General features: G+C 73.7%; 12 protein-coding genes. 5 read left to right on the top strand and 7 right to left on the bottom strand.

The window, feature by feature from the left end:
- Positions 1-169 precede the first annotated feature (169 nt).
- Positions 170-1,102 (top strand): ABC transporter ATP-binding protein, encoded by a 933-nt coding sequence (locus tag ACFC0B_RS31320; RefSeq protein WP_376093418.1) that lies wholly within the window; start codon positions 170-172, stop codon positions 1,100-1,102.
- Positions 1,089-1,973, top strand: a complete 885-nt coding sequence (locus ACFC0B_RS31315; RefSeq protein WP_376093415.1) for an ABC transporter permease — start codon at positions 1,089-1,091, stop codon at positions 1,971-1,973. Before ACFC0B_RS31320 ends, ACFC0B_RS31315 begins: the two co-directional genes overlap by 14 nt.
- Here ACFC0B_RS31315 and rarD read toward each other — a convergent pair.
- On the bottom strand, positions 1,963-2,949 hold the full coding sequence (rarD, locus tag ACFC0B_RS31310; RefSeq protein ID WP_376093412.1) for an EamA family transporter RarD: 987 nt from the start codon (positions 2,947-2,949) through the stop codon (positions 1,963-1,965). The two genes, ACFC0B_RS31315 and rarD, sit on opposite strands and share 11 nt — an antisense overlap.
- Before the next feature lie 167 nt (positions 2,950-3,116).
- Positions 3,117-3,968, bottom strand: coding sequence for an SDR family oxidoreductase (locus ACFC0B_RS31305; RefSeq protein WP_376093409.1), 852 nt, complete (start codon positions 3,966-3,968; stop codon positions 3,117-3,119).
- Between the two features lie 115 nt (positions 3,969-4,083).
- On the opposite strand from ACFC0B_RS31305, the gene ACFC0B_RS31300 reads away from it, so the two are divergent.
- Entirely contained in the window at positions 4,084-4,491 is a 408-nt protein-coding gene (locus ACFC0B_RS31300) for a winged helix-turn-helix transcriptional regulator (RefSeq protein WP_376093619.1), read from the top strand.
- Here the strand turns inward: ACFC0B_RS31300 and ACFC0B_RS31295 are convergent.
- Positions 4,488-5,276, bottom strand: coding sequence for a TetR/AcrR family transcriptional regulator (locus ACFC0B_RS31295; protein WP_376093406.1), 789 nt, complete (start codon positions 5,274-5,276; stop codon positions 4,488-4,490). The two genes, ACFC0B_RS31300 and ACFC0B_RS31295, sit on opposite strands and share 4 nt — an antisense overlap.
- A gap of 44 nt (positions 5,277-5,320) precedes the next feature.
- Here ACFC0B_RS31295 and ACFC0B_RS31290 point away from each other — a divergent pair, with 44 nt between their 5' ends.
- The gene (locus ACFC0B_RS31290; RefSeq protein WP_376093403.1) at positions 5,321-5,521 is read left to right on the top strand and encodes a DUF6011 domain-containing protein; all 201 of its coding nucleotides are present in this window, start codon (positions 5,321-5,323) and stop codon (positions 5,519-5,521) included.
- Between the two features lie 102 nt (positions 5,522-5,623).
- Entirely contained in the window at positions 5,624-6,007 is a 384-nt protein-coding gene (locus ACFC0B_RS31285; protein WP_376093400.1) for a VOC family protein, read from the top strand.
- Positions 6,008-6,076: 69 nt separating this feature from the next.
- Here the strand turns inward: ACFC0B_RS31285 and ACFC0B_RS31280 are convergent, their stop codons facing one another.
- The 4 genes from ACFC0B_RS31280 to ACFC0B_RS31265 form a co-directional block, all read right to left on the bottom strand.
- Positions 6,077-7,129: a 2-oxoacid:ferredoxin oxidoreductase subunit beta gene (locus ACFC0B_RS31280; protein WP_376093397.1), complete on the bottom strand. Its 1,053-nt coding sequence runs from the start codon at positions 7,127-7,129 to the stop codon at positions 6,077-6,079.
- Positions 7,126-9,105 (bottom strand): 2-oxoacid:acceptor oxidoreductase subunit alpha, encoded by a 1,980-nt coding sequence (locus ACFC0B_RS31275; protein WP_376093394.1) that lies wholly within the window; start codon positions 9,103-9,105, stop codon positions 7,126-7,128. Before ACFC0B_RS31275 ends, ACFC0B_RS31280 begins: the two co-directional genes overlap by 4 nt.
- Positions 9,106-9,339: 234 nt before the next feature.
- On the bottom strand, positions 9,340-10,002 hold the full coding sequence (locus tag ACFC0B_RS31270; protein WP_376093391.1) for a LuxR C-terminal-related transcriptional regulator: 663 nt from the start codon (positions 10,000-10,002) through the stop codon (positions 9,340-9,342).
- Positions 10,003-10,125: 123 nt separating this feature from the next.
- A complete protein-coding gene (locus tag ACFC0B_RS31265) occupies positions 10,126-11,136 on the bottom strand; it encodes a polyprenyl synthetase family protein (RefSeq protein WP_376093388.1) in 1,011 nt (336 codons plus the stop codon).
- Positions 11,137-11,434: the final 298 nt, after the last annotated feature.

The raw sequence follows: 11,434 nt of genomic DNA, 5'->3' as shown, positions 1-11,434 counted from the left end.
GCGGGTGGGGGGGGGGGGCCCCCCCGGGGGGGGGGCGGGTGGGGGGGGGGGTTTTTTTTTTGGGGGGGGGGCGCCGGGGGGGGGGGGGGGCCCGCGGGGGGGGGGGGGGGGGGGGGGGGGGCCCCCCCCCCCCCCCGGTGCCGCTTCGCCCTCCCGCCCGTCCGACGACGTGATCAGGACCAGGGGTCTGACCAAGCGGTTCCGCGGCGGCCAGGTCGCCGTGGACGGGCTGGACCTGAGCGTTCCCCGGGGTTCGGTCTTCGGCTTCCTCGGCCCCAACGGCTCCGGCAAGACCACCACGATCCGGATGCTGATGGGCCTCATCGCCCCCAGCGCCGGGGTGGCGACGGTGCTGGGCGAGCCGATGCCGCAGTCGGTGTCCTCGGTGCTGCCCCGGGTCGGCGCGCTGATCGAGGGGCCGGCGCTGTACGGCTTCCTCTCCGGCCGGGACAACCTGGCCCGGTTCGACGCCGCCGACCCGACGTCCGATCCGCGCACCCGCAAGCACCGGGTCGCCGAGGCGCTGGACCGGGTGGGCCTGGCCGCGGCGGCCGGCAAGAAGGCCCGGGCCTACTCGCTGGGCATGAAGCAGCGGCTCGGCCTGGCCTCGGCGCTGCTCCAGCCGCGCGAGCTGCTCGTCCTGGACGAGCCCACCAACGGTCTGGACCCGCAGGGCATGCGGGAGATCAGGGCGCTGGTCCGGGAGGTCGCGGCCGAGGGCACCACGGTCTTCCTGTCCTCGCACCTGCTGGACGAGATCGAGCAGGTCTGCACCCACGCCGCGGTGATGTCGCGCGGCCGGCTGGTGGTGCAGGGCACCGTCGCCGAGCTGGCCGCCCGCGCCCGGGGCCGGCTGGTGGTGCGGACCCCGGACACCCACCGGGCCGGCGAGGTGCTGCTCGCCCACGAGGTCACCGAGCTCCGGATCGGCGACGACCGGGTGGACGGCGACGTCGGCGCCCTGGCCGAGGACGCGCTGCCGGGGCTCTGCGCGGCGCTGGTCGCGGCCGAGGTCCGGGTCCACGGCTTCGGCGTGGAGCGGGGCACATTGGAGGACGCCTTCGTGGCGCTGACCGGGGAGGGCTTCGATGTCGCGGGCTGAGGCGGTTCCGGCGGTCGCGGCCGCGGCGCCCGGGCGGCGTCCGCAGACGGCGGCCGGGTTCCTGGCGCTGTTCCGCAACGAGTTGCTGCTGACCTTCCGCCGGATGCGGACGATCGTGCTGCTGGGGATCCTGGCGGTGCTGCCGGTGCTGATCGGCGTGGTGGTCCGGATCGAGACGGACGGCGCGCGCGGCGGCGAGGGCCCGGCGTTCATCGCCCAGGTCACCCAGAACGGCCTGTTCCTGGTGTTCACGGCGCTCGCGGTGGCGCTGCCGGTCTTCCTGCCGATGACGGTCGGCGTGGTCGCCGGGGACTCGGTGGCGGGCGAGGCGGCCACCGGCACCCTGCGCTACCTGCTGGTGGCGCCGGCCGGGCGGACCAGGCTGCTGGCCGCCAAGTTCACCGCCGGGCTGGCGTTCTGCCTGGCGGCGACGGCGACCGTCGCGCTGTCGGCGGTGATCGCCGGAACGGCGCTGTTCCCGGTCGGCGACGTCACGCTGATCTCCGGCGAGACCATCGGCCTCGGCTCGGCCCTGGTGCGGGCGGTGCTGGTGGCCGCCGTGGTGGCCGCCTCGCTGGCCGGGCTGGTCGCGATCGGGCTGTTCGTCTCGACGCTCACCGGCAGCGGCATCGCGGCGATGGCGGCCACCGTCGGCCTGGTGATCACGGTGCAGATCCTGGACAGCTTCCCGCAGCTGCACGCGATCCAGCCGTTCCTCTTCACCCACCACTGGCTCAGCTTCGGCGACCTGCTGCGGGAGCCGATGTACTGGGACGGGGTGCTGAAGAACCTCGGGCTGCAGGCCGCCTACGTGGCGGTGTTCGGCTCGGCGGCCTGGTCCCGGTTCACCGCGCGGGACATCACCGCCTGACCGGCACCGCGTCGGCGGGGGCCGCGGCGGTGGTCGGAGCGGCGGCCGTCCGGGCCCGGGCGGCCGCCCGGTCGGCCCGGACCCGGCGCAGCGCGTCCCAGGTGAGCACCGCGAGGGCCGCCCAGACCAGGGCGAAGCCGGCCCAGCGGGCGGGCGGCATCGACTCGTGGAAGACGGCGATGCCGATCAGGAACTGGAACACCGGCGCCAGGTACTGGAGCAGGCCGAGCATGCTCAGCGGCACCCGGACGGCGGCCGCGCCGAAGAACAGCAGCGGGACGGCGGTGATCACGCCGCTGAGCACCAGCAGCCCGGTGTGCCCCCAGCCGTACTCGCCGGCCACGGTGTGCCCGAAGGTGCCGCGCCCGGAGAACTGCAGGTAGACCAGGTAGGCCAGGGCGAAGGGGAACATGAAGGCGCTCTCGGCGGCCAGGCTCTCCAGCCCGCTCAGCCCGACCGTCTTCTTGAGCAGCCCGTAGGTGGCGAAGGAGAGGGCCAGGGTCAGCGCGATCCACGGCAGCCGCCCGTAGCCGACGGTCAGCACCGCCACCGCGAGGGCGCCGATGCCCACCGCCGCCCACTGGGCCCTGCGCAGCCGCTCCTTGAGCACCAGCACGCCGAAGGCGATGGTGACCAGCGGGTTGATGAAGTAGCCGAGGCTGGTCTCCACCACGTGCCCGGTGTTGACGCCCCAGATGTAGACGCCCCAGTTGACCGAGATCACGGTGGCGGCGGCGCCCAGCATGGCGAGCCGGCGGGGCTGGCGCAGCAGGGGGCGGATCCAGCCCCAGTGCCGCTGGACGACCAGCAGCAGCACGACCGCGACCAGCGACCAGACCATCCGGTTGGCCAGGATGTCGTCCGCGGCGCCGGGCTCCAGCAGCGGCCAGAAGAGCGGGAACAGGCCCCATATGCCGTAGGCCGCGAAGCCGTACCAGAGGCCGCGCCCGGCCTCGTGCTGGGTTGTCTCTGGCATGGGCCGTCCGCTCCTCCGCGCGCGTGAGTGTCGAGCCGACGGTAGCGGGCACGGCCGCGCCTGTCATCTCCGTTTTCAGTTTTTGGTCATGACATGGCCGGGGAGCGCGGACGGCGCCGCCCGCGGCGGGTGCCGCGGACGGCGCCGGAGCGCTCCCGGACCGGGGCTCAGGCGCCCAGCGCGGCCCGCACGCTCTGCGCCAGCGGGACGGTCGGGCGGCCGATCAGCCGGGCCAGGTCGCCCGGGGTGCCGGCCAGCTCGCCGCGCGCGATGCCGGCGTCGACGTCGACCAGGATCTCCGCGAAGCCCTCCGGCAGGCCGGCGCCGACCAGGATCCGCAGGTGCTCCTCCGGCGCCACCTCGTGGAACGCGACCGGCTTGCCCGAGGCCAGGGCCAGCTCGGCGGCCAGCTCCGGCAGGTTCCAGGCGGCGTCGCCGCTCAGCTCGTACACGGCGCCCTCGTGGCCCTCGCCGGTGAGCACGGCCACCGCCGCGTCGGCGTAGTCCCGGCGCGGGGCGGTGGCGATCCGGCCGTCCCGGCCGGCGCTGCCGACCACCGCGCCGCGCTCGACCGTGCCGGCCGCGTCGCCCAGGTAGTTCTCGGTGTACCAGCCGTTGCGGAGCAGGGCGAAGGGCAGCCCGGACTCGCGGATGACCGCCTCGGTGGCCTTGTGCTCGTCGGCCAGCTTGAAGGTGGCCACGCCCGGCGCACTGGTGTAGGCGAGCAGCGCGACCCCGGCGGCGCGCGCCGCCTCGACGACGGCGGTGTGCTGCGGCACCCGGCTGCCGATCTCGCTGCCCGAGATGAGCAGCACCCTGTCCCCGGCGGCGAAGGCGCCCGCCAGGCTCTCCGGGCGGCTGTAGTCGGCCACCCGGACGGTCACGCCGCGCTCGGCGAGGTCGGCGGCCTTCCCGGCGGAGCGGACGACCACCGCCACCTCGCTCGCGGGGACCTTGGCCAGCAGGCCGTCGACGACGAGGCGGCCGAGCTGTCCGGTGGCTCCGGTGACGACGTACATGGTGCTGCTCCCTGGGGTGGTTGTCCGTTGAACTTTCGGCTTCGGAACTCACTCTAGGGGTGGCACTAACCTTTCGTAAGTACGCACTTCAAAGTAGGGTACTGACATGCAGGTAATGAACACCGCGCCCGCGGCGGGCCCCGGCGCCCCGGACCGCCCGCTGCCCCCGCCCGACGTCTTCGACCGGATGTGTCCGTCCCGCGGCGTCCTGGAACACGTCACCAGCCGCTGGGGCGTGCTGGTGCTGGGCGCGCTGCACGAGCGCGGCTACCGGTTCAGCGAGCTGCGCCGCCGGATCACCGGGGTGAGCGAGAAGATGCTCGCCCAGACGCTGCAGACGCTGGAGCGCGACGGCTTCGTGCTGCGCGAGGCCCACCCGGTCATCCCGCCCCGGGTCGACTACAGCCTGACCCCGCTCGGCCGGGAGGCCGCCCGGCTGGTCGCCGAGCTGGCGCACTGGACCGAGGCGCGGGTCACCGCGGTGCAGGCCGCGCGCGAGGAGTACGACGCCCGGGGGCGCTAACCCCCGCCGGCTTCGGCCCGGCGCCGCTCGACGAGGGCCGCCAGGCCGTCCAGCACCCGGGCCAGGCCGAAGGCGTACGCGTGGTCCGGATCGTACGCCCCGCCGTGCGCCTCACCGGCGGCGGCGCCGACCCGGGCCGCGACGGGGTGGCGCTCGGCGTCGAAGACCCGGGCGAGCAGCTCGGCGTTGGCGGCCCACCACTGGGCGTCGGTCAGCGCGCTCTCCTGCCGCGCGGCGCGCTCGTCCGCCGCCATCCGGGCGCAGGTCTCCACGAAGCCCAGCAGGTGGGTGAGCGCCGCGTCCAGCTCGACGTCCGGCAGACCGGTGCCCTCCAGGGCGCGCAGCTCGTACTCGTACTTCGCCATCAGGCCCGGCCCGAGCGGCGGGCGGCTGGTGGCGACCGCCACCGTCCACGGGTGGGCGCGGTGCAGCGCGCGGTTGTCGTCGGCGACGGCGGAGGCCCGGGCCCGCCAGCCGTCGCCGCCGGGGGCGGTGCGGGGCATCGCCGCGTAGACCGTGTCCAGCATCAGGTCCAGCAGCTCGGCCTTGCCGGGCACGTAGGTGTAGAGCGCCATCGGCGACACGCCGAGCGCCTGGGCGACCCGCCGCATGGTCACGGCGTCCACCCCCTCGGCGTCCGCGATCGCGATCGCGGCGGCGGCGATCTCCGCCGGGGACTTCGCCTGCCGGGGCCCGCGCCGGCCGGGCTTCTCCTGCGCCGACAGGCCCCAGAGCAGCGCGAGCGTGCGTGCCGGATCCCCTGCGCTGCTGCGGTCACTGGCCATGGCCCCGATCCTTTCACGCCGGGCCCGCCGGTACGGTCGGGGCCATGACCGCCGCCGACCCCGACCCGCTGCCGGGCACCGCCACCCCCGAGGCCGTCCGCCCCCGGGTCACCTGCCGCCGCTGCCACCGCCCGCTGCACGACCCGGAGTCGCGCATCCTGCGGCTCGGCCCCGAGTGCCGCGACCCGTCCGAGCGCGTCCCCCGCCACGACGTCGACCAGGACCCGCTGCCCGGGCTGGACTGAGCACCCCCGACCAGTGTGACCGGGGTCACTGTTCCCACATTCTCCGTACTGCGTATAGTGTACTGCGTACGGGATAAAAGTCGACGAGAGGATCCACCGGGCATGCAGATCACCTCTTCCGCCGTTTCGCTCACCGTCGAGGACGTCGAGGCGTCCGCGGCGTTCCTGCGGGAGCACTTCGGGTTCGCCGAGCAGATGGCGGCCGACGGGTTCGTCTCGCTCGGGCACGACAGCGCCGGGATGAACGTGGTGTTCCTGAGGCGCGGGATCGAGGTCCTGCCGGAGGGCGTCCGCGACCAGGTCGCCGCCGGGCTGATCCTGGCCTTCGTGGTCGGCGACGTGGCCGCCGAGGAGGCGCGGCTGCGCGCCGCCGGCGTGGAGATCACCATGTCGCTGCGCGAGGAGCCGTGGGGCGAGAAGCTCTTCCAGGTCACCGACCCGAACGGGGTCGTGGTCGAGCTGGTGGAGTGGACCGGGCAGCGGTAGCGGCGGGAACGGCGGCGCCCCCGGCCGGGAGGGCCGGGGGCGCCGCCGTGTTCCGCGGACCGGCCGGGCTCAGTCGACCGTCCAGGTGTCGCCACCGGTGAGCAGCGCGGCCAGGTCGCCCTCACCGCGGTCGGCGACGGCGGTGGCCAGCTGGCCGGCCATCAGCTCGTCGTACACCGGGCGGCGGACGGCGCGCAGCACGCCGATCGGGGTGTGGTGCAGGGTGTCCGCGTCGGCGATCCGGGAGAGCGCGAACGCCGCGGCCGGGCCGGCCGCGTGGGCGTCGTGGACCAGCACGGCCGACTCGTTCTCCGCCGTGACGGCGTCGACGAACAGCTCGCCGTCGGCGCCCCGGAAGACACCCCGGGCACGGTCCGCGCCGAAGCGGACCGGCTGCCCGTGCTCCAGCCGGATCAGCGCCTCGTCCCGGGTGCCGGCCTCCTTCAGCACCTCGAAGGCGCCGTCGTTGAAGATGTTGCAGTTCTGGTAGATCTCGACCAGCGCCGTCCCCTCGTGCTCGGCCGCCGCCCGCAGCACCGACTGGAGGTGCTGGCGGTCGGAGTCGATGGTCCGGGCGACGAAGCTCGCCTCCGCGCCGATGGCCAGCGAGAGCGGGTTGAACGGGGCGTCCAGCGAGCCCATCGGCGTGGACTTGGTGATCTTCCCGACCTCACTGGTCGGCGAGTACTGCCCCTTGGTCAGGCCGTAGATACGGTTGTTGAACAGCAGGATCTTCAGATTCACATTGCGGCGCAGCGCGTGGATCAAGTGGTTGCCGCCGATCGACAGCGCGTCGCCGTCGCCGGTCACCACCCAGACGCTGAGGTCGCGCCGGGAGGTCGCCAGCCCGGTGGCGATCGCCGGGGCGCGGCCGTGGATCGAGTGCATCCCGTAGGTGTTCATGTAGTAGGGGAACCGGGACGAGCAGCCGATGCCCGAGACGAAGACGGTGTTCTCCCGTCTGATCCCCAGCTCCGGCATGAAGGCCTGGACCGCGGCCAGGATCGCGTAGTCCCCGCAGCCGGGGCACCAGCGCACCTCCTGGTCCGTCTTGAACTCCTTGGCGCTCTGCGGCGCCTCGGCCTTCGGGACCAGCTGCAACGAGCGGAACGTCTCGCTCACCGGTTGTCCTCCTCGTCCAGGGTGCCGATCGCCGCCCACAGCACATCCGCCAACTGCGCGGCCTTGAAGGGCAGTCCGCGCACCTGGTTGTAGGACTCCGCGTCCACCAGGTACTTGGCGCGCAGCAGCAGCGCCAGCTGGCCGAGGTTCATCTCGGGCACGATGACCTTGTCGTAACTCCGCAGCACCGTCCCGAGATCGGCCGGGAACGGATTGAGGTTGCGCAGGTGCACCTGGGCGATCCGGCCGCCGTCCGCGCGCACCCGGCGGACCGCCGCGGTGATCGGGCCGTACGTCGAGCCCCAGCCGAGCACCAGGACCCGGGCCTCGCCGTCCGGGTCGTCGACCACGGTGTCGGGCACCGTGATGCCGTCCACCTTGGCCTGCCGGATGCGGACCATGAAGTCGTGGTTGGCCGGGTCGTAGGAGATGTTGCCGGTGCCGTCCTGCTTCTCGATGCCGCCGATCCGGTGCTCCAGGCCGGGCGTGCCGGGCAGCGCCCACGGGCGGGCCAGCGTCCGGGGATCGCGCTGGTAGGGCCAGAACCCGCCGTCCTCGCGGTTCGGCGCGGTGGCGAAGTCCGGTTCGATCGCGGGCAGTTCGTCGACCTCGGGGATCCGCCAGGGCTCCGAGCCGTTGGCCAGGTAGCCGTCCGAGAGCAGGAAGACCGGGGTGCGGTAGGTGACCGCGATGCGGGCCGCCTCCAGCGCCGCGTCGAAGCACTCGGCCGGGGTGGCCGGGGCCACGATCGGCACCGGGGCCTCGCCGTTGCGGCCGAACATCGCCTGCAGCAGGTCGGCCTGCTCGGTCTTGGTCGGCAGACCGGTGGACGGGCCGCCGCGCTGGATGTCCACCACCAGCAGCGGGAGTTCGAGCGAGACGGCCAGGCCGATGGTCTCGCTCTTGAGCGCCACGCCGGGGCCGGAGGTGGTGGTCACGCCGAGCGCGCCGCCGAAGGCCGCGCCGAGCGCCGCGCCGATGCCGGCGATCTCGTCCTCGGCCTGGAAGGTCCGCACCCCGAAGTCCTTGTGCCGGCTGAGCTCGTGCAGGATGTCCGAGGCCGGGGTGATCGGGTAGGAGCCCAGGTAGAGCGGCAGCCCGGAGCGCCGGGAGGCGGCGATCAGGCCGTAGGACAGCGCCAGGTTGCCGGAGATGTTGCGGTAGCGGCCCGGCGGCAGCTTGGCCGGCGGCACCTCGTAGGACACCGCGAAGGACTCGGTGGTCTCGCCGAAGTTCCAACCGGCCCGGAAGGCGCTGATGTTGGCCTCGGCGATCTGCGGCTTCCGGGCGAACTTGGTGCGCAGGAAGGACTCGGTGCCGCGGGTCGGGCGGTGGTACATCCAGGACAGCAGGCCCAGCGCGAACATGTTCTTGGCCCGCTCGGCGTCCTTGCGGGCGAGTCCGCTCTCCTTGAGCGCCTCCAGGGTCAGCGTGGTGAGCGGCACCTTGTGCAGGTGGAAGCCCTGCAGCGAGCCGTCCGCCAGCGGGTCCGCGCCGTAGCCGACCTTGGCCAGCGCGCGCTTGGTGAACTCGTCGGTGTTGACGATGATCTCCGCGCCGCGCGGCAGGTCGGGGAGGTTGGCCTTGAGGGCCGCCGGGTTCATCGCCACCAGGACGTTGGGCGCGTCGCCCGGGGTCAGGATGTCGTGGTCGGCGAAGTGGAGTTGGAAGGACGAGACGCCCGGCAGCGTTCCGGCGGGAGCGCGGATCTCGGCCGGGAAGTTGGGCAGGGTGGAGAGGTCGTTGCCGAAGGACGCCGTCTCCGAGGTGAAGCGGTCACCGGTGAGCTGCATGCCGTCGCCGGAGTCCCCGGCGAACCTGATGATCACCCGGTCCAGCCGGCGGATCGGCTTGGCGCCCCGCTGCTGCGGACCGACCGGCGCGGCAGGGCCGGAGCGGCCCCCGCCGGGCCCGGAGCGGCCCTCGTCGCCGTCCGAGCCGTCCACTGCTTCTGACTGATCGACCTGACTGGTCACTGCCGCGGACCTCCTCGTGGGAACCAGCCGCGGGCGTGAGCCGTGTGCCCCGTCCGCCTGGTGCACCTCTCGCATCCTATGCGGGTAAGGATTGCCTTGGACGGAACTCCCCGATGCGGCGGAAAATCACCGCCGCACCCGAGGAAAACGCCGTGGACGACCGGTTTCGGACCCCGGAGCGACCCTGTGGTTCGGACACGAACACGCTCCTCGAACGGCCCGGCGGCGGGCCGGTCAGGAATTCAGATAAGTGAGCACCGCGAGGACCCGGCGGTGGTCCCCCGCGCTCTGCGAGAGCCCCAGCTTCTGGAAGATGTTGCTGACGTGCTTCTCCACCGCGCCCTCCGAGACCACCAGCTGCTTGGCCACCGCGGTGTTGGTCCGGCCCTCCGCCATCAGCCCCAGCACCTCGCGCTCGCGCGGGGTCAGCCCGGCCAGCACATCGCCCTTGCGGCTGCGGCTCAACAGCTGCTGGACGACCTCCGGGTCCAGCGCGGTGCCGCCCTCGGCGACCCGGACCACCGCGTCCACGAACTCGCGGACCTCGGCCACCCGGTCCTTCAGCAGGTAGCCGACACCGCGGGTGGAACCGGCCAGCAGTTCGGAGGCGTAGCGCTCCTCGACGAACTGCGACAGCACCAGCACGCCGAGCCCCGGGTAGAGGCCGCGCAGAGTGACGCAGGCGCGCAGGCCCTCGTCGGTGTGGGTGGGGGGCATCCGCACGTCGGAGACCACCACATCGGGCAGCGCGCCGCCGGCGGCCAGGTCGTGGATCGTCTTGATCAGCGCTTCGCCGTCCCCCACGCCGGCCACGACCTCCAGGCCGCGGTCGGTGAGCAGCCGGGTCAGGCCCTCCCGCAGCAGTACGGAGTCCTCGGCGATGACGACGCGAAGCATGGCGGCCTTCCGGGTGGGCGGTGCGGACACGGTGCTGACGGGTGTCAGTCTCCCCCATCCGCGCAGCCCCCGGGACCACGGACGGCAATTCGCCCGCCCGCTCCGGGCGGGGCCGTCCGGCCGTCACATGGTGCGGATGGCCACCGAGTCGCAGAGCGCCTGGAGCGCCTCCTTGGCCGGGCCGTCCGGGAGCGGGTCCAGCAGCGCGCGGGCCTCCTCGGCGTGCCGCAGGGTCTCCCGGCGGGCGTGCTCCAGCGCCGGGTGGCGGCGCAGCAGCCGCAGCGCCTCGGCGTGCAGTTCGTCGTCGGAGAGGTCCTTGCGGAGCAGCTCGCGCAGCCGGGTGTCCGACGGGTCGGCCGGGTCGGCGGGCATCTGGCGCAGCAGCAGGGTCGGCAGCGTCTCCACGCCCTCGCGCAGGTCGGTGCCGGGGGTCTTGCCGGACTCGTGGCCGTCGCTGGCGATGTCCAGGACGTCGTCGGCCAGCTGGAAGGCGATGCCGATCCGCTCGCCGAAGGAGCTGAGGATGTCGATCACCCACGGCTCGGCGCCGGCCGCCAGCGCTCCTATCCGGCAGGAGACGGCGATCAGCGAGCCGGTCTTGCCGGCCAGCACGTTGAGGTAGTGGTCGAGCGGGTCGTCCTCGGGGCCGGGGCCGGCGGTCTCCAGGATCTGGCCGGTGACCAGCCGCTCGAACGCGTCGGCCTGCAGCCGGACGGCCTCCGGGCCGAGGTCGGCGAGCACCTGGGAGGCGCGGGAGAAGAGGAAGTCGCCGGTCAGGATGGCGACCGAGTTGTCCCAGCGCGAGTTGGCGCTGGGGGCGCCGCGCCTCACCGGGGCCTCGTCCATGACGTCGTCGTGGTAGAGCGTGGCGAGGTGGGTGAGCTCCACGACGACGGCGGCCGGGACCACCCCGGGCGCGTTGGCGTCGCCGAACCGGGCGGCGAGCAGCACCAGCAGCGGGCGGAAGCGCTTGCCGCCGGCCTCGATCAGATGGCTGGCGGTGACGGTGATGAACGGGACGTCGCTCTTCACGGCGTCGGTGAGCGCGATCTCCACCGCGTCCATCCCGGCCTGGACGTCGCGGGTCAGATCGCGGTCCTGCACGCTGAGCCCAAAGGGTCCCACGACGGTCACGAAGACCACTCCTCTGTCCCTGGTCGATCTAGCGGCCCGGTCCCTGAGTGCCGCCGCTGGCCATACAGGCAGGGTATCCGGTCGCGAGTGGATCACTGCACGGGCGTGCGGCTCTGTCATGACCGAGGCGTCCCCGCTGGCCAGCACGGATGCCCCGACGACGGATCCGGGTCGCGCCCGCGGGCGCGACCCGGACGGTCGTGGGGGCGTCGGGCCCGGGCCCCCCCCGGGGGGGGGGCGGGGCCGCGGCGGGGGGGGCGCCCCCCGAAAAAAACGCCGGGGGGGGGGGGTGCCGGAA

Source organism: Kitasatospora sp. NPDC056184, from assembly GCF_042268405.1.
Taxonomy (GTDB): Bacteria; Actinomycetota; Actinomycetes; order Streptomycetales; family Streptomycetaceae; genus Kitasatospora.
Note: the sequence above shows the minus strand (reverse complement) of the source record. Positions and strands in the feature narration are given on the sequence as shown.